Below are 20,620 nucleotides of genomic sequence, written 5' to 3' on the forward strand. Positions count from 1 at the left end.
CTATTGAGGAGGGAACGAAACATGCAAAACCCCCATCAGGATGCGGTGTATCGGCGCTATATTTTCTATAGCTTGCTGCTCCCCCTGCTCGGCCTGATCGTGCTTGCCGTGGTGATAGCGATTGGTGTTGGTGTGCTAAGGCAGCGTGTCGAGCGCTGGGGTGCCTACCAAAAGGGTGACTTCCTCAATGCAGACGGCTACCATCCGGTGACCATTATTCGAGGGGATGATGGGTACATCTATGGGGTTACGGATAGCGGCGGCATCTACGGGCATGGGGTGCTCTACCGCCTATCGCCTCAAAACGGCGCTTTCCGGTTACTTCACACCTTCGACGGAACCTTTGGAATCGGGCCTTATGCGCTGATGCAGGCTCCGGATGGGTGGGTATATGGAGCTGCTGTGGGCAACGATTACTACGCATGTCTGACGATCTATCGTTTCCGCCCCGATCAGGATCGGCTAGAAAAGGCCTATGTGCTTGGGCTAGACAAAGTGTCGAACACGAGTTGTCTTCTGCCGGCCGGGCGGGGATGTCTGTATGGTGTTTCCGAGGCGGGCGGCCCGAACAACGATGGAGTCGTGTATGAGGTCTCTCTGCATCCTCATGAGATTCACATCCTGCACAATTTCAACGGCATGGATGGGCTCGATCCGTTTAAATTGATAGTGGGTCGTGATGGCATGCTCTACGGTGTGGCAAAAGCGGGCGGCAGTCTCCGCGATGCGGGCACCGTGTTTCGCGTAGCGCCGGACGGTAGCGGGTTCAAGGTGTTGCATGTTTTTCGTGGAACCGATGGTAAAGAGCCGGTAGCCCTCATACAGACGCAGGATGGAGAGCTGGTTGGAGTAGCAGACCACGGTGGTAGGGGCGATGGGGTGATATTTGCCCTGAAGCCAGACGGCACCGACTTTCACATCGTGCATCAGTTTTGGCCACTGCAAGCCGGCCATATGCCCGTGACGATTTTGCAAGCCCCTGATGGTGAGCTGTATGGCACCGCTCAGCTAGAGGGAGACCGTGGGGGTGGCGATGGTATCGTCTACAAAATGCGGCCGGACGGCTCCCATTTCCAGAAACTGCATATCTTTCGGTTCGCCGATGGCGCATTGCCGTTTGACCTTATTCTCGATCCGTCCGGCTCGACACTCTATGGAACTACCATCTTAGGTGGGCAGGGCAATACCGGTACCGTATTTAAATTGAACGTGGATGGGCAAGGTTTTCAAACCCTGCATGCCTTCAGCGGTAGATAGGAGGCCTAGCCGTCGAGGCGTATTGCTACAGTTGGCTGACGGCCTCTTGCAATTCGGCTATGGTGGGGTTGTCGGCGATGTCGTTGTAGTAGTGTGCGTAACGGATAGTGCCCTGACCATCTACGAGGAAAACACCGGGCATTTGGAACGGATCGCCTTGCGGTAGCAGACTAAACTGTTTATGCAGCATGGCGCGGAAGGCACTGGAGATAACATGCCCTGTAGTGAATTGGGTGAGTGCAGCGCGCCCTAGAGCAAAGGCACGATAGGCTTCTTTGGTAGGGTCGCTAAGACAGATAAAGGGTGTCTCTAGGCGTTGCTGTTGGCAGAACGTCTGGGTGCGTTCCGGGAGACCTATGGTGATAAGTGCAACCTGCACGTTGGAACGAATAAACAACTCTTTTGCTTCGCGAAGTTGGCTAACCAGTTCAAGGCAGAAGGGGCAACCAAAGTGCCTGAGGAATACAAGCAGGGTTGGACGTTGAGACCAGAAGCAAGAGAGGGCTATCTCCTCTCCGCTATCGGCCAGTTGGACGTGGGCGTCCGGTGCCTTTTCTCCTAATTTTAAGGTTGGCGTGGTATCCTTTTGTAGGGATGAAGGCATAGATCGTTCCCTCCCACACACTATTCTACCTAATTTTGGTGGCAGAATGGATTTATCTGTTGTTATCGTAAATTACAACACCGCTCAGTTGCTTCGTGCCTGTTTGAAAAGCTTGCCATCGGCAGTCTCCGGCCTAGAATATGAGGTTTGGGTGGTGGATAACGCTTCGCAAGATAACAGCGTTGCCATGGTGGCGGCGGAATTCCCTACGGTGCATCTGATCGCGAGTGAACAGAATTTGGGGTTTGCTAGGGCTAACAATTTGGCGTTGAAACGGGCATCCGGGCGACACTGTCTTTTACTGAACCCGGATACCGAGCCAAAGCCGGGCGCGTTAAGACGGATGGTAGACTATCTCGATGTACACCCCGATGTGGGCGCCGTGGGGCCAAAGCTGCTTAACAGCGACGGCAGCCTTCAACGAAACGGACGTCCCTTTCCTTCTCCGTTGCGCGAACTGCTCGGCTTCGATGTTATGAGAAAGTTTTTCTCACGTTTTTTGGGGCCGAAGTTCGAGTTTGGCCGTGACAATTTTGATGTGGAGTGGGATGTAGACCATGTTTCGGGCGCATGCATTATGGTGCCAAGAAGGGTTATCGAGACGGTTGGGGTGTTGGATGAGGCTTTTTTTATGTTTTATGAGGAGGTGGAATGGTGTTGGCGAATAAAACGAGCGGGCTATCGGGTCGTCTACTTGCCGCAGGCAGAGGTTGTTCATCACTGGATGGGCAGCGTAAAAACGCAGTATCGGCAGATGGCCCGTCTGCTTTTAAAAAGCAGCTTCATCTATTATCGCAAAACGGCACCGCTTCCGGTGCGTCTGTTGGCAGCCCTTGTTAATGTGGCCCGCTTGGCGCGTAACGAGTTTATTCATGTGGGAGTGGGGATAAAACGCAGGCTAAGGTGCTGGTTTGTCAAGCGACCCACTTGATAACGAATTGAAGCATTCTCTGTTATTCTTGCCTCCTCACATGCTTCCCCTTCGTTCTACTCCTATGCGTTGAGCAGCTTGGAGCTTTTCTTATGAGTTTGTTTGCGCTTGGTCTGCTCCGCCAAGCTCCCACGGATAGGGCCGGCGCTTTTCGGCTTGCAAACGTCTCGTGATGGACTCGATGCAGTGCTCGGCCTCTTTTGCGAGGTCGGAGGCGACTACATCGCCTTCCGGATCGGCCAGGAAGCTTTGCAGCACCGGTAGGGTATGGTGTTGCCCGGTTTTCGCAAGGAGTTGAAGCAGAACACGGCGCGTCTGATGGTCTTGAAAGTCGTTCTCCTGTTCGGTTAGGGTTGCCGGACTTGGGGCCGAGGAGAAGAACATCACGAAGTCGCCTAGTATCTCTAGAAATAGGATGACATAGCACGAGGCGAGAGCGACAATGACTAGCAACCCTGTCATGAAGGCGTCTTCAAGTTTCTCCGGGTCTAAGCAACTTTTGAAAGCCTGTCGCCATTCCAAGGTGCGTGTTGGACAGAGCAGTGTGTAGATGCGAAGGTAGCTACGGGTCGGCAGCTCAAGCCGATCGGTTTCTGGTAGGGCCGGAATAATTTTAGCCAGCGCCTGGCGTGCACCGTAGCATTGCCAAACATCGAACCGCTGTAGATCGCAGAATAGATGAAGCTTTTCGATAAGGAAGGGAATGCTACGCTTTGTGAGCGAGGCGAGGATTTCGTTCTCAACGGGCTGTTTTCTGCGCTGGATGCGTTGGATGCGTTCCCACAACAGCAGACATACGAGCGAGCTGCCGATGGCAATAGCAAGCTGAGAGCCGTTCCCGATAGCGTTCTGCGCAAAGAGATTCGGCAGCATGAGAAGCAGAGTTCCGACAAGGGCTACGAAGAGAAGGAGCAAGAGGAGGCGCCGGCGATAGCGTTCGAGCGAGCGCAGCAAGCGCTCGGCTCGTAATACCGTGTAGCCTTCTCGAATCGGTGCCGTTGTTTGTGCAGCAATGTGAGTATGGAGCAGAGACTTGATCTCCATGCCGTGAGCGATGTTGGCGGGAATTAGTAGAAACATCCCATTGCCCCACAGGGCTATCCGGCACGGTGCATCTAGATCGGTCAGGCGTTCATCGAAAGCACAGAGACGAATTTTGTTTATAGGGATACGTTGAAACAAACGGCCTTGTCGAACGCTGATACTCTCATTGGTGATGACGAAGATGCGCGGTAGTTGCGAAGGGGCCTTTATTCCGGCTACGCCGAGTAGGTAGATAAACAAGCCGAGTGCCCATACGGCGAGGGTAAAAGACCAGGGTGCGGACTTGGCGTGAAGATGCTCGTAAATGTACGCCCCGACGACCGCGATCAGCAACACCTCGAGGCCGAGCGCGCAACAGTACATTACAAAGGGCACAACCGAAGTCTGCACCCGGTAGCGACTTTCAAAGGATACCGTTCCGAGCATAGCCCCTTCCGAGCGGTTGGTTTAATGCATAGACGTTGTTATTGAGACAAGCGTTTCACGAGCACTCGGCACGCCTCCTAAAGAACACAAAACTACCGTTTCTAAGCACGGTTTTGCGACTTGGGGGTCTATTGAATATAGGTTACAGACGAATCGGCACCTACATAGCTGCATCCTCAAGGGTTATGTTGGGGAAGTGGCAAATTTTGCTCTCCATGGCCGCCTCCTCAATAAGCTCGGCTACAGTAGTGGAACGAAAGGCTTTCTCGATGAGGGCCACGGCGCCATCAATGCGCCTATGTAGGGGGCACAGGTTCTCGCCATGGGCGGCCAGCCGAAGCGGGCAGGTGCGTATGCGCGGTATGGGGTCTACCGCATTGACAACCTCGTAGATGGTGATTTCGTAGGGAGCTTTTAAGAGGCGTGAGCCGCCATAGAGGCCGCGTTGCGAGCTGATAAGCCCTACCCGACTTAGGTTTTGTAGCACCTTTGAAAGGTACCCCACCGGTACTCGAGTAGCCTCTGCAATCTCTTTTGTTGTTTTTGCGACACTCGGCTCCTTTGCGAGATAGACAACGGCACGCAGAGCATATTCAGCGGTTTGTGAGATCATGGTCGTCCAAATCGTTCTCCAAAAAATTTTTTACCAAAAGGTTGACATGTAGTGTACCCCAAAGCGTATAATATTGATAACTGGATAAGAATATCCAAAATAAGCTGTATACTAGCCGACTTACGGAGGACGTCTGATGCGTTACGCGAGATTGTGGACGGTTTTAGGGCTTGTGGTGGCGGGGTCGTTTACGGTTTTAGGTTTGTTAGGGCGTGAGATATACCAGCAAGCACCGCCTCGCCCCAAGCGCGTGATAACAACGGATGGTAAGCTGCTCTTCACTCGTCAACAGATTCTCGACGGTCAAAACGTTTGGCAGACCATAGGAGGGCAGGAGCTTGGAACGGTTTGGGGGCACGGAGCTTATGTGGCACCCGACTGGACGGCGGACTATCTGCATCGTGAATCTATGTGGATTCTCAACACATGGGCACGGCAAGAGCATCAACAGCTCTACGATCAGCTGACTCCAGAACAGCAGGCCGCGTTACGTGCACGTTTGCAGACGGTACTGCGAACGAACGGTTATAACCCACATACTGGTGACCTTGTGGTGCCGCCTATTGTTGGCCAGGCGGTAGAGGCCATGAATCGGTACTACTCTGAGCTGTTTGGAAAATATCCGGGGCTGGCCGGCATTCGGAACGCCTACGCGATGCCGGCCGGAACGGTGGACAATGCGGTTCATCAGCAGGAATTGAATGCGTTTTTCTTTTGGGCTACCTGGGCTTGCGTAGCCAATCGGCCGGGGCAGACGATCTCCTACACAAACGACTGGCCCCCAGAGCCTTTAGTGGGTAATCGGCCTACCGGTTCAATGGTGGTATGGTCGGTTGTTAGTTTCGTCCTTCTGCTGGCCGGAATCGGAGGGTTAGCGTGGTACTATGCCATACAGTATTATCATGGGGATGAGGAGGCTCTCGCCCGCATTCCCGATGAGGACCCTTTCCTCCGTGTGCCGCTAACGTCCTCGATGAAAGCCACTCTCAAGTACTTCTGGGTTGTCATAGCCCTCTTCGTGATTCAGGTCATCATGGGCGGTATTACGGCCCATTACGGAGTTGAGGGAACAGGCTTCTACGGAGTTCCGTTGGCGAAGTGGATACCTTATGTCATTACACGCACATGGCATCTCCAACTCGGCATCTTTTGGATTGCGACGGCATGGCTTGCCACAGGCCTTTTTATTGCGCCGGTTGTATCTGGGAAGGAGATGAAAGGGCAACGATTCGGAGTCGATCTCCTTTTTGTATGTCTACTGGCCATCGTGGTGGGGTCAATGTTTGGGCAGTATTTGGCGATTCATCACGATCTGGGTCTGCAAACCAATTTCTGGTTTGGACATCAGGGCTATGAGTATTTGGATTTGGGCCGTTTCTGGCAGATATTTCTCTTCATCGGTCTATTCCTATGGCTATTTCTTATGATTCGAGCGTTATGGCCGGCGCTCACACGGCAGGATGAATCGCGTGAGCTACTGGCTCTCTTTGTACTCTCCGCGGTAGCCATCGCATCTTTCTATGGGGCTGGGTTGTTGTATGGACGACAAACGAATCTGGCTATCGAAGAGTACTGGCGTTGGTGGGTTGTCCATCTATGGGTAGAGGGGTTTTTTGAGGTCTTCTCTACTGTGGTGATTGCGTTTCTGTTTGCCCGAATGGGGCTTATTAGAGTGCGCACAGCTACGGCCTCTGTGTTGTTCACAACGATCATCTTCTTGACAGGCGGGATCATTGGGACATTCCATCATCTTTACTTTACCGGAACTCCAACCGCCGTTTTAGCTTTTGGTGCCACGTTTAGCGCGCTGGAGATCGTGCCGTTGGTGATGATTGGGTTTGAGGGCTACTCCAATATCGCTCTCCATAACACACTCTCCTGGGTGCAGAAATATCGCTGGCCCATATACTTTCTCGTAGCTGTCTCCTTCTGGAACCTCGTCGGCGCCGGTCTTTTTGGGTTTCTCATCAATCCCCCGATTGCGCTCTACTACATGCAGGGGCTTAATACAACCCCAGTCCATGCGCATACCGCCCTTTTTGGGGTCTACGGGATGCTGGGATTAGGTTTGATGCTCTTCTGTTTTCGCGCATTTACGGCGCAAAGGGCCTGGAACACACGAGTGCTCGGTTTCGCCTTTTGGGCTATCAACATAGGGCTTATGCTGATGGTGATCTTGAGCCTATTGCCCATAGGGTTAATACAGACCTGGGCGAGCGTTACACACGGCATGTGGTATGCCCGCTCGGTAGAGATTACTCAGATGCCTATAATGCAGACGCTGCGGTGGATGCGGCTGATAGGAGATACCACATTCGCCGTAGGCGCTCTGGCACTTGGATGGTTCGTGCTAGGTTTGAAGACCGGTTGGTCTTACGCTAAGGAGGTCGCCTGAGTCGCTTTCGACGCATACGGGGTTGGGCATTACATTCTAAACCGAATCTCGAAGGAGGTAAGACATGGTTGAAATGGATGCGCAAAAGACAATAGGGCAGCTTGTAGTCGAGCGGCCGGATAGAGCCCGTGTGTTTGAGGCGTTTGGCCTGGACTACTGCTGCGGAGGGAAAAAGACCATCGGCGAGGCGTGCGCCGAGAAGGGCAAGAATGCGGACGAGGTGCTGGCAGCCCTCCGAGAGCACGATGCGGCGTCACCCCCAACTTCAGAGAGGGATTGGAGCCAAACCTCTTTGAGTGAGTTGGTAGATCACATCGTTACGACACACCACGAGTACCTTCGCAGAGAGCTTCCACGTCTTCAAGAGATGGCTGCCAAAGTGGCTTTGGTGCATGGCGATCGGCATCCGGAGATGGTGCAGGTGCACGAGCTTTTCGAACGTTTTAAGCCCGAGCAGGAGCTGCACATGGCCAAAGAGGAGGCCGTGCTCTTTCCGATGTGCAAGCTGCTTGATACGGCTACGGAGGTGCCGCGCACCTTTTGCGCCGGCACGTTGCGGCATCCCATCGAGGCTATGGAGCGTGACCATGCCATCGCCGGAGACGACCTGGCCGAGATGCGCCGACTGACAAACAATTTCACCCCGCCAGAAGATGCCTGTAACACATTCCGCGTATTGCTGGCCGGGCTTGCCGAGCTAGAGGAGGACATGCACCTGCATATCCACAAGGAGAACAACATTCTCTTCCCACAGGCGTTGGCGAAGGAGGATAGTCTGCGGGCAGCAAAAGCTGAGTAGACGTTTGGACCAGGAGGGCTGGAGCCATTCCCCTTCAGCCCTCTAATAAGAGTAAAATCTTAGAAGGAGAAGATAGAAGATGGCGATACAGATTGGGGCGAAGGCCGAAGGTAGCTTTCGCGAGCCGCTGCAACTGCTGAGCGACTGTCATCGCCGCATCGAGCGGTTTCTGCAACAGCTCATTCATGTGGCCGAACAGGCAAAGGGTGATGGATTGGACGAGGCCTATCGGGATGAGCTAGATACGGCTTTACGGTATTTTGAAAACGCCGAACCGCTCCATACGGCCGACGAGGAGGTCTCTTTGTTCCCTCGCCTGCGTGCAAAAAAGAATGAGGAGGCCGATCACGTTATCGCGACGTTAGAGGCCGACCATGAAGTGGTAGGAGAACTGCATAAGGTGGTGGGAGAGATCGGGAAAAAGTGGCTGGAGCAGGGGTACCTGGAAAAACAGGAGTTGAGGGAGCTGCTCGAAAGACTCTATTTTCTGCGCACCACCTATCACCAGCATATCGGAATAGAGGACCGGGTGCTTTTCCCTTTGGCGGCAACGTTATTAAGCTCGGATGAGTTAGAGGCCATTGGGCACGAGATGGCCGACCGACGTGGAGTGCCGTTCGATACGCCGCCGGGGACGCGCTGCGCGAGTCGCAGGTCAAAACCGGCGCCGCCAAAATAAGGCAGAAGTTATCATAAAAGGAGGAGAGTTCTCTTGCGTGAACGTGTGTTATCTATCCGTCTGACGCCTGAAGAATACGAGTGGTTGCGACGGCGAGCCTATTGGGAAGGCTGCTCCATCGCTTCTTTGGTACGAAAGGAGATTCATCAACGGATCGCAGAAGAAGGGTATCTACGCCCGCCGGATGATGAACCGCAAGACTTCGGCTATGAAAAAGAGATGATGCAGTTTGTGCTGGCCGTTCAGAACGGGGAGCTATCGCCCTAAGGCTGCAGAGCGTTCGGAACAATTTCTAACCGTGTTTATCGCAGGAGGTCAGAAACAGCGCCAGCGGCCGATTGCCAACGCGGGCTAATGCAAGTGTTACCGGTTGGGCTGTGCAGTCGGTTGCGGCGCGCAGTTGCTTGAGCAGCGAGAGCGTGTCGAAGGGCAGTCCTCGCTGTTTAATCTCTGTTACGTACCAGTGTTGTTGACGCAAATGGGCTTGCACATGTTTTAGGTTGTAGGGCATCCAGTGCACTATGCGATAGCAGCGGGCAAAGGGAGTGTTCACTTGCCGTGAAGAGGTAATGTAGGCAATATGGGGATCGATGAGATGACCGCTTAATCGGCAAGTAAGCTCCTCAACCAGCCCGGCGCGTATTACCGTTGGAACAGGTTCGTAAAGCCATTCAAGAGGGCTTGAGCAGCCTGGCGTAAGCCGATGTCTGTTTGGTGGTTTCGGGGCAGGCAAGAGTGTGGATGCAGCGCCTGTTTTATGAAGCACGGTGGCGCAGGTGAAAGGAGGTATGCAATCCGTTTGATCGCAAAATCTCCTTATGGCCTCCCCCCACCATAATGTCGCCTCCGAGCATTCTCCAATTTCTCCGACGTACTCCACAACGCTTCGTTCATCGAGAAGAGGCGAGAGATCGGCTGTAGGTGGAAGCTTTATCGCACCCCATTCAAAGCATCTTTTCAACTCCTTAAGCCAGGATAAGGAGGGGCTGAGTTCTTGCAGACGGCGAAGACGATGCGTTCCCTGCAAGGTTGAAATGCGACGTGCAGGGTCGCAGAATACCGCGTAGACCCCTTTGCGACGCAAGCGAGCCAGATCGAGAGTGCTTACATCCTGGCAGAGGAAGGTTGCCGGTGCCTTTGGAGCTACTGCAGCGAGGTTGGCATGGGCACATGTCAGACGTAGCAACGAACGATCCGTACCGATAACCGGCCCACGTCGAGCCAGCACGAGTGTATCGCAGCCGACGGAACAACAGGCATCGAGAACAAGGGTGTTCTTTGGGAAGTGGAAAGCGCGCCAGTTTGCCAGGGTTTCTGAGGTGGCCTGTTCCAAAGCCTCGGGCGTAAAGAACAACGCCTCTGCATGTGAGAATCGTTGTTTTGCCCGCCGGCGCAACTCCAAAAGCTCAACGATTGCGGCAGCAAGGGCAGGCTGACAATATCGTCGCAAATGTGATAGGCGCGTGAGGCGTTCATAGGGTAGGGTGCTGGCGAAGTGTAATAGAGCTTGCCCTTCGCCCGTGGAGAGGAAGCGAACAATCTCAGGGGTAAGCGCGCTCTGTTCTTCCACCGCTAGCCTTTCAAACCGGTGACGGCGATGCCCTCAATGAACTGTTTTTGAGTGAAGAAGAAGAGCACAATAACCGGAGCTACAACAATAGTAGAGGCGGCCATGAGGAGGTTCCATTGAGTACCCCCATTTTGACTTTGGTAGTTTTGCAGGCCTAAACCGAGTGTATACATGTTCTGATGCGCAAGATAGATAAGGGGGCCGAGGAAGTCGTTCCATACGCCCATAAATGTGAAAAGAGCTACGACGGCGAGGGCCGGCTTTGCCAGAGGAAGAACAACCTCGCGGAAGATGCCCCATTCGGAGCATCCGTCTATTTTTGCGGCCTCTGAAAGCTCGAAGGGAATGGTGAGAAAGAACTGGCGTAGCAGAAAGATGTAGAAGGCGCTCCCAAACCATGCCGGTACCCAGAGGGGGCGATAGGTGCCTGTCCAGTGAATCTTTTCAAAAAGCACGAACGTGGGCACCATAAGGACAGGGAAAGGTATCATCATGGTGGCGAGGGTTAGTTTAAAGACGATGTCGCGACCCGGCCAGCGAAGTCTCGCAAAACCATAGGCCACTAAGGCATTGGAAAAAACGGTGCCGCTAACCACAAGAATTTCAAGAATAAGGGTGTTGCGACCGTAGATAAGGAAGGGGATATAGTGTAACTGGTTGCTTTCATAGGTAAAGGCGGCGACATAGTTTTGCCACTCAATGGGATGCGGTATCCAGATGGGGGGCATATGCATGGTCTGATCGATCGGCTTCAGCGATGTTGAGATCATCCAGAGCAAAGGGAAGGCGAACACAAGGGAAAGCGTGATAAGCACTATATGAATGAGAAACGTGGCGAGATAACGTTTTTTGTGCATGGCGAATGACGTTCTCCGTGTATTAAACAGATTTTGATTTGGCTGCATCGAGGATTTCTCGCACTCTGCGGGCCAGAGTGGAGGGGGTGAAAGGCTTTTGTAAGAAGGCGATGCCCTCGTGGACGAGGCTCTGTATTTTGGTGTGTTCTTCCGTATAGCCGGATATATAGAGCACCGGCAGGTTGGGGCGAATGCGATATGCCTGAGCCACGAGTTCAAGTCCGCTCTGTTGTGGCATAACCACATCGGTGATAAGCAGGTCAATAGGTTTCGGATATTTTGCGAGAATTTCCAGAGCTTCCTCCGGGCTTTCGGCGGTAAGAAGATGGTAGCCTTTACGAGTTAGGGAAAGCGTTAAAGTCTGCAGCACAAGCGGCTCGTCTTCAACAAGCAGAATCGTCTCATTTCCGCTGGCCGGTGAGGAGGAATGGGTAACGGGCGGCGCTTCCGACTCCTCGTGACTGCGCGGCAGGAAGATATGAAAAGCGGCTCCCTCTTGAGGCGCGCTATCTGCGGCGATGTATCCGCCCGCTTGTCGAATGATGCCATAGCAGGTCGAAAGCCCCAGTCCGGTTCCCTTACCCACCTCTTTTGTCGTAAAGAAAGGCTCGAAGATACGTGCCAGCACGTCGGCACTCATACCCTCACCATCATCTCGGAATAGGATGTAGACGTAATCCCCCGGCGGAATCACGGTTTGGGCAAAGGTAAGCGTTTCGGAAACGGTTCTATTGTGCGTTTCGATAAGGATATGTCCACCGTGTGGCATGGCGTCACGTGAGTTAACCGCCAGATTCATCAGCACCTGTTCCATCTGACTTCGGTCCGCCTTAACCGTCCAGAGGTTGTGGCTAGGTTGAAAAGTCAGCTCGATATCCTCGCCGATAATGCGCCGCAGGAGTTGCCCGATGCCAACGATCAGGTGGTTGATGTCGAGATTTTGCGGCCGGGTGATCTGTTTTCTGGCAAAAGCGAGGAGTTGGGATGTAAGTTGCTTTGCGCGTTCGGCCGCCTGCTGGGCATGGTGCAGATGGGTTTGCGCTTGGACATCCGTTTGGACATGGTCTTCTAAAAGTTCTAGATAGCCTACAATGGCTGCGAGGAGGTTGTTGAAATCATGTGCGATGCCACCGGCAAGTCTCCCGATACTTTCCATTTTTTGTGCCTGCAGCAGTTGTGTCTCAAGCCGCTTGCGTTCGGTGACATCGCGGGCCAAAACGATGCGGGCTTCTCTGCCGGCATAGATCGTATCGTGTGAGGTGATCTCCACGTCAAAAATAGTGCCATCTTTGCGTTTATGCCTCCAAAGGGTGGGCGGAGAATAGCCTGGTTTCAGATGCGCAAGGCGCTCTTCCAATGTCTCCCAATCTTCCGGCGGGCGAATATCGCGGATGGTCATTTTGAGGAATTCGTCCCGACTATACCCGTAGTGAGCGATCGCCGCATCGCTCACATCGAGGAACTGAAGGGTGTGGGTGTCGTATACCCAGACGGGGTCTGGAATGCTTCTGAACAAGGAGCGATACCGCTCTTCGCTCTCTTGGAGAGAGAGTTGGATTTGGAGACGGGTAAAGAGATGACCGAGCGTGGAGGCATAGAGACGGAGGAGTTCGAGGCGCTGCGGAGTAAAATGTTGCCCGGACAGCAGGTTATCGGCGCTTAGAAAGCCGATGCAGCGGTTATGATTCCAGACGGAAGCAAAAACCAAAGTTCCATGACCAACCGGCTCGCCAAGGGCGTTACAAAGGGTGGTATTTTCGATGACGGCAATGGCTTGGGGGCTATGCCGTATTTGATCCAGGGCGTCGAGGGGAGGAATGGGGCGTCGAACGGATCGTTCATCTATGGTCTTACCTCCTTCATCTGTGCCAAACGTGCCCTTTATGAAGTTCTCTTCGTTCAGGCACCAGATGCCCAGCCTGTCGAAGCCGAGTTTTTCGCGTCCCAACTCCACGGCGAGTTTATAGAAGGTCTCTTTATCAGGTGCAAGGGCAAGTTGATAGGTTATCTCTTGGAGAGCGGTGAGTTTTTGAGTGAAAAGGCGATCCTCTTCGTGCGCTCGTTGCAGAAGCTCTTCTACGCTTTTTCTGTCGTTGATGTCGCGAAAATAGACGGAAAGCCCATGGGAGTAGGGATAGGCGTGGACTTCAAACCAGGTTTCTAGAGGAGGGTAGAACTCTTCAAAAGCGACCGAGCATCTCTCTTCAATCGCCCGATGATACTGCACATAAAATGTGGAACCCACCGCTTCGGGAAAGACCTCCCATATATTTTGCCCAAGTAACTGCTGGCGAGAACGGCGGAGGAGCTTTTCGGCGTTGCTGTTAACATACACAAAGCGCCAGTTTGTATCCAATGCAAAGAAAGCATCGGTGATGCTGGCCAAAATGGCCTGAGCCTGCAGGCCATCTTTATCAAGAAAGCCTTCCAATGCCTGCTCGTTCGCGGAGGTATCTGGAGTCTGCTGTTCACCCATCTATTACAAACTCCTCTCAATTACCGCCATAATGCACGTGGCGTTCGCTAAATTTAAGGGCGATCAGAGTTAAGATGAGAATCACAACAAAAAGTATCCAGCCCATAGCGCAGGCGTAGCCCATTTTATGGTAGATGAAGGCGTTGTCGAAGAGGTACATGGCATAGAAATAGATAGAGCGTGCCGGTGCTCCTTGAGGCGAGATGACGTAGGGCACGGTGAAAATTTGGAGGGTACCGATGATTCCCATAATAACATTGAAAAGGATGACAGGGGAGATCATAGGAAGGGTAACATGGAGCGTTTTTGCCCACCAGCCCGCTCCATCGAGGTCTGCTGCTTCGTAGAGCTGTCGTGGCACGTCCTGCAAGCCGGCCAAATAGATCACCATGGCGTTGCCGACGCCCCATGCCGAAAGCACGACGAGAGCCGTTTTTGACCAGGCGGGGTCGCCCAACCAGTTAGGCCCTTTGATGCCCAAATCCTGCAAGAAGGCGTTGAGAATGCCGTATTGTCCATTAAATATCCATTGCCAGAGAATGGCGAGGGCTACCATGGGCACGAGGGAGGGAATGAAGAAAATGGTTCGGTAAAAGGCCATCCCACGCACTTTTGTATTTAGTAGCAGGGCCAACGAGAGCGCTACTAGGGCGCTGATGGGCAGCGCCCAAAGGGTGTAGACGATCGTGTTCTGAACTGTTTGCCAGAAAATGGCGTCGTGGATGAGGTCCCGATAGTTGGCAAGCCCAATGAAGACGGGCGGATGGAGAACGGAATAGTCGCAGAAGCTGAAGTAGATAGAGGCGACTACCGGGTAGAGCATGAATGCAGTAAACCCGATGAACCAGGGCAGAACAAAGAGGAGCGCAGTGCGCGTTTCACGTCGGCTTTGTTTCATTGGTTGTCTCCATGTGCTGAGAGGGATTGAGCCTCATGCATGGCTTTTTGGCGCAGATGCAGGCGTCGAAGATACTCATCTAACTTCGGCTGCATCTCTTGTTGTACCTCTTCGAGGGCCTGTTCGGGTGTTTTCTCCATGAGGGTTACCTCATCTATCGCGTTAGAAAGGGCGCTGCTGTACTCCGGCCAGATGCCCATTTTAGGTGGAGTGATCACGTTTTTACTATAGGCCAGTCGCACGAAAAGCTTGATATAGGGATTGGGGTGGGTTGCATAGAACTGGGGGTCTACGTGGCGCAGGGGCGAAAACTTTCTTTGAAGGCCACACAGCATTTCACTGCCCTTGCGCGATTCGATAAATCGAATAAACGCAAAGGCGGCGTTCGGATGTTTTGCCCCACGCGGGATCACCAAGACATCCTCATCGGCGACTGAGGTGTTGGCCAAATCCGGCCGGTCGGCGGGATAGGGGAACGGCACAACGCCCCAAATGCGCTTAGGTTTTTCCATTTGGGGGGCAAAGCGGCTTATAAAGTTGTACATCCAAACGCCTTGAAGCTCCATGGCGACTTTTCCATCGAGAAAGCCGTTCTGAGGGGAGGAAAAGGTTCCGAGTCCGCTTCGAAACGACTGCAGGTTGCCCGGTCCGTATTTTTTAGAGTACGACTGTATCCATTGATAAGCACGAACGTTTCCGGGGTCGGTAGCCGTGATCTTATCCTTTCCATTCCACAGTTTTCCGCCAAAGAAATAGCCCCAAGCCCAATTCCACCATCCGGGTTCTGTGGGCAGGAAGCCGACCTTCTGTATGTTACCGTTAGCATCGCGAGTGGTGATCTTAGCGGCATCGGCATCGAGCTCCTCTATGGTCTGAGGGGGGTGGGTAATGCCGGCAGCCCGAAGCATCGCCATGTTGTAGTGCAAAGCGGTTGTGGCCGGTGTGCTTGGCAAGGCGTACTGATGGCCGTGATAGTGCCCCATGTCCCAAAAGACGGGAATAAAATGGTTTCGATCAAGACCGTAGCGCTTGCAATAGCTATCGAGGGGAATAATAGCGTTATCATCGGCATACTGGGCCACATTGGGGCCGTAGAGGCCGGCCACATCGGGCGGGTCGCCGCCGGCTATTGCCAACAGCGTTTTGTTCTCTATGCCGCTGACGGTGAGGAGGTCTACATGAATGCGATTTTGAGATCGGTTAAACGCTTCGACCGTCTTGCGGATGGCATCGCCTTCGAAATCGGTCCACTTTTCCCAATAGATGACGTGGATTTTACCGTCATGGTAGGCAGGGTGAGCGATCATCTCGCTATAGACTGCCGTCACCACGATCAGAGCAGCCAGGAGAGGCAGTCCGAAGCGATTTAGCGATAGCGGCGAACGTTTCAAACGTGGAATTCTCCTTGGAAAGTTTCAGACATTATGCTATTGTACCCTTCACACAGAAGAAAACGGGTGTGCTGTGCGTTTGTGTGCGCCTCCTATGTCACAATGTTAAGGAGGTCTGATGGGAGGGACGCGATGCAGCAGGTTGCGCGCCTGGTGGTGCCAGATGAGCGTTTTTGGGCCGATATAGCGGCTATCGAGAGGGCTTCAACCGGAGTGCTCTGTTTTGCCGCCGAGGACTTACAGACTGGGGCAATTGTGCAATACAACGCAGAGCATAAATGCCGTACGGCCAGCGTCATCAAGCTGCCCATTTTGGTGCATGTGGGGTTGAGCATCGAAGAGGGGAGGTTGGCATGGGATGAGCCTTTGGTGCTAACCGATGCGGAGAAGGTGCCCGGTTCGGGAATTCTCTCGCAATTAACGGCAGGCCTGCGGCTAACTTTACGCGATGTATGTGTGCTGATGATCGTCCTTTCCGATAACACCGCCACAAATATGATCATCGAGCATGTGGGCGGAGTGAACCCCATTAATGAGCGGATGCGATCTATTGGGCTGGAGATAACAACTTGCTTTCGCAAAGTATATGCCAGAGATGCCTTGCCCAATCCCTACGGATTAGGGGTGACGACGCCTTGGGAGATGTTGCGGCTTCTTGAGATGATCGCAAGGGGCAAGCTGGGAAGCGAGGCCTTGTGTGAAGAGTTTTTGGCCATCCTTTCCAAGCAGCACTATCGCGACTGCATCCCACGCTACCTGCCGGAGGAGTGGCGCTATGCCGGTAAGACCGGTTCGATAGACGAGGCCCGCAACGATGTGGGCATCGTGACCGATGCTGAGGGAAATAGGTTTGCGTTGGCACTGTTCTGTCAGGAACTGCAGGTGGTACGCTGGACGGCAGACAATCCGGGGGAAGTCGCTTTAGCGCGTTTGTCAAAGCGGCTTCTTTTGGAGTAGACAGATCGGCTTATAAAAACCTGGGCAGCCGGCACCGCCTCAGGATGATAGTTTGTGCTGCTTGCAGGGGCGCACATCCACGCATCACGTCTTTAACAAACCTGACCCTATAGAGCGCGCCGCAAGCCTCTGCCCTTGAGGGCGAGCGGCGAAGCAGGTTGTAGGGGCAGGTTGCCCCAAGAAGCCGCCGTTCTTTAGACCGTGCGGAGTGTCACTGAGTTGATTCGGTCTTCGTTTCGACGTGCCAAGGGGCATCTTCGATAGGTGCCTCCTTGGGTGGAGGTGGTACAAGGTCGTAGCGTGCAAGCAGAAGGCAGGTGGCCCGCGTTACTAGTTGTAGAGGAAGCGCGGGGTAAAGCAGTATCCAAGCGATGCCTGTGAGAAAGCAGAGCAGCACGAGCAGCGCGGTGATACAAAGAAGGCCTATTGTATAGAGCGGGTTCCCTAGGGTGAGGAAAAAGGAGCGACGGATGGCGGCCAAAGCTCCACGACGTGCACGTCGGCCCTCTTCGTCGAAGACCCCATTCTCCTGCAGAACCAACAGTGGGTATTGATAGAGCAGAAGGAGTGACCAAGAAAGGAGAACGTAGGCCCAAAAGAGAGAGAGCAGAGTACTGAAAGAGTGATGCCAGTAAGTGTAAAAAAGGAGATTTGCAAGTAAGCCAAAGGTAATGACCAGCTGAAAGAGACCGAGGCGAATGGCAGGCCAGTAGTGTTGACGGAAACCTTGGAGGAAACAAGCCCAAGATACCGAGCGCCCTATGCAGATACGATAAGCAACAAAGCAGTATCCTGCAAAAAGAGGTGGAAAAATAGGCAGTGTAAGCAGGGTAAGCAGAAGATAGCCCGGTTTAGGTGGGAGGTGAATAAGCTTCGTTAGGCTGAGCGGAACGGAGAGCAGCAGGGGAATAAGCAGACTATGAAGAAGGCTGAAGGAGATGGCAAAGCCCAGATGATCCCAAAGATCGCGCATAGCAAGGCGCAGCGCCCGAAGGAGCGTGGGGCGAAAAGGGGTTTGTCCGGCTGGGGCGATCATCGTTGACTTCACCTGTTCCTTTTTGTGCGCATTTCTCTTGACAGCAACCTTTTTTCATTGTATCATAATATGCATGTACGGAGAGTGACAGGCGTAAGGTAAAGAATAGAGAAAAGGTGACAGAAAGCTATGGGGGTTACGATTCGCGAGCTGGCAGAAGCAAGTGGGGTGGCACCATCCACCGTATCCTACGTTATCAACAACGGTCCACGCCGTATCAGCGCTCGTACACGAGCGCGTGTAGAAGAGGCTATGCGTCGCCTCAACTACACCCCCAATGCGTTGGCGCGTGGCTTGGTGCAGAAGCGTATTCACACCATTGGGGTCGTCTATACGCACTACGATCATCTGATTCCAAGCCTCTACTTTTTGGAAGTGCTACAGGGCATTCTTGGGGCGACGATGGAGCACGACCAGAGCGTGTTGTTATTCACCGAGAGCTTGGAATGCGACGTGACAAAAAACCTCATGCGTTGGTGCGATGGGCGCTGTGATGGGCTTTTAGTAGTGGCCTTGCCCCATAACACAACCGTTATAGAGGAGTTGCGTGCGCGCGAAGTACCTTTTGTGCTGATCAACTATATGAGCGATCGCAAGGATGTGACGTGTCTCGATGTGGATAACGTTTCGGCAGCACGCAATGCGGTGAACTATCTCATTCAGATGGGGCATGAACGGATTGCGATTTTTTGCGGTCAGGACAATCTAGACAGCACCCATCAGCGGCTGGCCGGTTACCGCCAGGCGTTGGAAGAGGCAAGACTTCCTGTTTGTGACGCGTGGGTCTTCCCCGGTAAGTATTTTGAAGAGTTCGGCTACCAGCAGGCGGAAAAGCTCCTGGCAATCCCTTCACATGAGCGGCCCACTGCCGTATTTTGCACCAACGATGTGTTGGCCATTGGGGCTATGAAGGCCTTTGCGGAGCATGGAGTGCGGGTTCCCGAAGATATTTCTCTGATCGGTTTTGACGATATTATCACGGCCTCGACCATTCAGCCTCCGCTAACAACGGTGCGGCAGCCGTTAGCTCGGATCGGTGCCCGTGCAACGGAGTTGCTTTTGGAGCAGATCGAGCAGAAGCGCGCGCCCGGCATTAAGGAGCTTCTCCCTACAGAACTGGTCATTCGGGCGACGGTGGCTAAACCTTCATGTCGTTAGCACACTCACGTCATGCAAACATCGCCTCATTCGTGGGCTAGGTTGGTTGTCGCCTTTGAGTAGACAGTAGCCGCCATCTGTGTTATAATGCCTATTGATTGGTTGAATAACGCGGATGTGGCTTCTGTCTAGTAGGCCCATTTCAAGGAGGCGATGGTGAACAAAAAGGTCATTTTTCAGGTAGCCATTCTCTTTTTAGTCGTTTTCCTCCTCACTGGCTGCAGCAGCAACTCCAATTCGTCAAGCCCAACCGTTCGAGGGGCATCGGCACTGGGGAACCATACCCTTGTTATTGCCTGGGCCCAGTGGAAGCCTTCCGACTATTTGCAGACTCTCTCGGAAGATTTCACACGGCAAACGGGCATTCCCGTGAAGGTCGAGCAGATTCCTTGGAGTCAGTATCAACAGAAGATACAAACGGACGTTTGGGCAGGAAAAAGTGATGCCTACGATCTCATTGTAGGGGATAGTCAGTGGTTGGGACGTGGGGCAACGGAAGGCCACTATGTAGACCTAACCGACTGGTCTAAAACCCACGTTCCTTGGCAGGACTATACAGACAACATTAAGAAGTTCTATTGTGAGTACAACGGCAAAATTTGGGCGCTGCCTTGCGAGGCCGACGCCCTCGGCTTTGCCTATCGTAAAGACCTCTTCGAGAACCCCACCGAACAGGCCAACTTTAAAGCGAAATATGGTTATCCGCTTGCACCGCCGAAAACCTGGCAGCAGTTTCGCGACATTGCCGAATTTTTCACACGTCCCCAACAGCACCTCTACGGTTGTGCCCTCTTCTATGCCGGGCCGGTCTCTTACGACGGGGTGACGATGGGATTTATGCAGGTTCTATGGTGCCTCGGAGGCGAGTTCTTCGACCCAAAGACGGGCGCAGTTGAGGGCTATGTCAATTCCCCTGCCTCGGTAAAGGCGCTTGACTTCTATACCCGTGAGCTTAAGCAGTTTACACCCCCACACTCGGAGAACTACTACTATAACGAAACGTTGGATGCCTTCAAGTCGGGTGAAGTGGCTATGGCGCTCGATTGGTTCACCTTTTTCCCCGCCTTGGTAGATAAATCTCAAAACCGCTATGCGGATGTCACCGGGTTTTTCGAATCGCCTGCCGGCCCGGCCGGACACTGGATCAGCCTTGGCGGCCAGGGCATCTCCATCTCCGCCTACTCAAAACACATTGACGAGGCAAAAAAGTTTCTGGCATGGTTCTCCAGTGAAGATACCCAGCGAAAGTGGGCCCTGCTTGGTGGTCTTACCTGCAATAGCAAAGTCCTTAGCAGCCCAGAGTTTCTCAATGCCACCCCCTTTAATAAGGTGTTTGCCGAAAGTGTGCCTCTATTACGCGACTTCTACAACAACCCCGCCTATGCCGACCTTCTCAACGTGACACAAGAGGAGTTTAATGCGGCAGCTACAGGCCAAGTAACAGCGCAACAGGCGATGGATATCGTGGCCCAGAAACATACGGAGATACTGAAACGCGCCGGTTTGTTGAAATAGACTTCGGCGAGGGG

The 20,620-nt window shown here is 53.3% G+C and carries 18 protein-coding genes; 9 read left to right on the forward strand and 9 right to left on the reverse strand.

The genetic code is table 11. The annotated features are described in order from the left end of the window. The first annotated feature begins 21 nt into the window (after window positions 1–21). Window positions 22–1,257, forward strand: a complete 1,236-nt coding sequence (locus VKV18_RS06875; RefSeq protein WP_324203470.1) for a choice-of-anchor tandem repeat GloVer-containing protein — start codon at window positions 22–24, stop codon at window positions 1,255–1,257. A gap of 25 nt (window positions 1,258–1,282) precedes the next feature. Here VKV18_RS06875 and VKV18_RS06880 read toward each other — a convergent pair whose 3' ends face one another. Then, on the reverse strand, window positions 1,283–1,861 hold the full coding sequence (locus tag VKV18_RS06880; RefSeq protein WP_324203471.1) for a peroxiredoxin-like family protein: 579 nt from the start codon (window positions 1,859–1,861) through the stop codon (window positions 1,283–1,285). A gap of 46 nt (window positions 1,862–1,907) precedes the next feature. On the opposite strand from VKV18_RS06880, the gene VKV18_RS06885 reads away from it, so the two are divergent. Beyond that, on the forward strand, window positions 1,908–2,792 hold the full coding sequence (locus VKV18_RS06885) for a glycosyltransferase family 2 protein (RefSeq protein ID WP_324203472.1): 885 nt from the start codon (window positions 1,908–1,910) through the stop codon (window positions 2,790–2,792). 90 nt (window positions 2,793–2,882) lie between these two features. On the opposite strand, the gene VKV18_RS06890 is transcribed toward VKV18_RS06885, so the two are convergent. Both VKV18_RS06890 and VKV18_RS06895 read right to left on the reverse strand, forming a co-directional pair. Beyond that, on the reverse strand, window positions 2,883–4,262 hold the full coding sequence (locus VKV18_RS06890; protein WP_324203473.1) for a hypothetical protein: 1,380 nt from the start codon (window positions 4,260–4,262) through the stop codon (window positions 2,883–2,885). 160 nt (window positions 4,263–4,422) lie between these two features. Beyond that, window positions 4,423–4,875, reverse strand: a complete 453-nt coding sequence (locus VKV18_RS06895) for an Rrf2 family transcriptional regulator (RefSeq protein ID WP_324203474.1) — start codon at window positions 4,873–4,875, stop codon at window positions 4,423–4,425. A gap of 136 nt (window positions 4,876–5,011) precedes the next feature. On the opposite strand from VKV18_RS06895, the gene VKV18_RS06900 reads away from it, so the two are divergent. The 4 genes from VKV18_RS06900 to VKV18_RS06915 all read left to right on the forward strand — a co-directional run bounded on the left by VKV18_RS06900 (window position 5,012) and on the right by VKV18_RS06915 (window position 9,015). Next, entirely contained in the window at window positions 5,012–7,270 is a 2,259-nt protein-coding gene (locus VKV18_RS06900; RefSeq protein ID WP_324203475.1) for a nitric-oxide reductase large subunit, read from the forward strand. A 64-nt stretch (window positions 7,271–7,334) separates the two neighbouring features. Next, on the forward strand, window positions 7,335–8,069 hold the full coding sequence (gene ric, locus VKV18_RS06905) for an iron-sulfur cluster repair di-iron protein (RefSeq protein ID WP_324203476.1): 735 nt from the start codon (window positions 7,335–7,337) through the stop codon (window positions 8,067–8,069). A 79-nt stretch (window positions 8,070–8,148) separates the two neighbouring features. Further along, window positions 8,149–8,748: a hemerythrin domain-containing protein gene (locus tag VKV18_RS06910; protein ID WP_324203477.1), complete on the forward strand. Its 600-nt coding sequence runs from the start codon at window positions 8,149–8,151 to the stop codon at window positions 8,746–8,748. Between the two features lie 33 nt (window positions 8,749–8,781). Then, window positions 8,782–9,015 carry a hypothetical protein gene (locus VKV18_RS06915; RefSeq protein WP_324203478.1) on the forward strand — a complete coding sequence of 78 codons (234 nt, stop codon included), beginning with the start codon at window positions 8,782–8,784 and terminating at the stop codon, window positions 9,013–9,015. Between the two features lie 25 nt (window positions 9,016–9,040). On the opposite strand, the gene VKV18_RS06920 is transcribed toward VKV18_RS06915, so the two are convergent. Genes VKV18_RS06920 through VKV18_RS06940 form a run of 5 tightly spaced genes read right to left on the reverse strand, consistent with a single transcriptional unit; the run spans window position 9,041 to window position 15,940 of the window. Continuing rightward, window positions 9,041–10,318, reverse strand: a complete 1,278-nt coding sequence (locus VKV18_RS06920; protein ID WP_324203479.1) for a THUMP-like domain-containing protein — start codon at window positions 10,316–10,318, stop codon at window positions 9,041–9,043. A 2-nt stretch (window positions 10,319–10,320) separates the two neighbouring features. Further along, entirely contained in the window at window positions 10,321–11,175 is an 855-nt protein-coding gene (locus tag VKV18_RS06925) for a carbohydrate ABC transporter permease (protein WP_324203480.1), read from the reverse strand. Between the two features lie 22 nt (window positions 11,176–11,197). Beyond that, window positions 11,198–13,651: a PAS domain S-box protein gene (locus tag VKV18_RS06930; RefSeq protein WP_324203481.1), complete on the reverse strand. Its 2,454-nt coding sequence runs from the start codon at window positions 13,649–13,651 to the stop codon at window positions 11,198–11,200. A gap of 16 nt (window positions 13,652–13,667) precedes the next feature. Further along, window positions 13,668–14,549 carry a sugar ABC transporter permease gene (locus tag VKV18_RS06935; protein ID WP_324203482.1) on the reverse strand — a complete coding sequence of 294 codons (882 nt, stop codon included), beginning with the start codon at window positions 14,547–14,549 and terminating at the stop codon, window positions 13,668–13,670. Continuing rightward, entirely contained in the window at window positions 14,546–15,940 is a 1,395-nt protein-coding gene (locus tag VKV18_RS06940) for an ABC transporter substrate-binding protein (RefSeq protein ID WP_324203483.1), read from the reverse strand. The genes VKV18_RS06935 and VKV18_RS06940 overlap by 4 nt, the downstream gene beginning before the upstream one ends. 132 nt (window positions 15,941–16,072) lie before the next feature. On the opposite strand from VKV18_RS06940, the gene VKV18_RS06945 reads away from it, so the two are divergent. After that, window positions 16,073–16,897, forward strand: a complete 825-nt coding sequence (locus tag VKV18_RS06945; protein ID WP_324203484.1) for a serine hydrolase — start codon at window positions 16,073–16,075, stop codon at window positions 16,895–16,897. Between the two features lie 211 nt (window positions 16,898–17,108). On the opposite strand, the gene VKV18_RS06950 is transcribed toward VKV18_RS06945, so the two are convergent. Next, the gene (locus VKV18_RS06950) at window positions 17,109–17,945 is read right to left on the reverse strand and encodes a hypothetical protein (protein WP_324203485.1); all 837 of its coding nucleotides are present in this window, start codon (window positions 17,943–17,945) and stop codon (window positions 17,109–17,111) included. Between the two features lie 117 nt (window positions 17,946–18,062). Between VKV18_RS06950 and VKV18_RS06955 the strand changes: the two genes are divergently transcribed. Beyond that, window positions 18,063–19,091 (forward strand): LacI family DNA-binding transcriptional regulator, encoded by a 1,029-nt coding sequence (locus VKV18_RS06955; protein ID WP_324203486.1) that lies wholly within the window; start codon window positions 18,063–18,065, stop codon window positions 19,089–19,091. A 153-nt stretch (window positions 19,092–19,244) separates the two neighbouring features. After that, on the forward strand, window positions 19,245–20,606 hold the full coding sequence (locus tag VKV18_RS06960; protein ID WP_324203487.1) for a sugar ABC transporter substrate-binding protein: 1,362 nt from the start codon (window positions 19,245–19,247) through the stop codon (window positions 20,604–20,606). Window positions 20,607–20,620 lie beyond the last annotated feature (14 nt).

The organism is Chthonomonas sp. (genome assembly GCF_035294505.1).
GTDB lineage: Bacteria > Armatimonadota > Chthonomonadetes > Chthonomonadales > Chthonomonadaceae > Chthonomonas.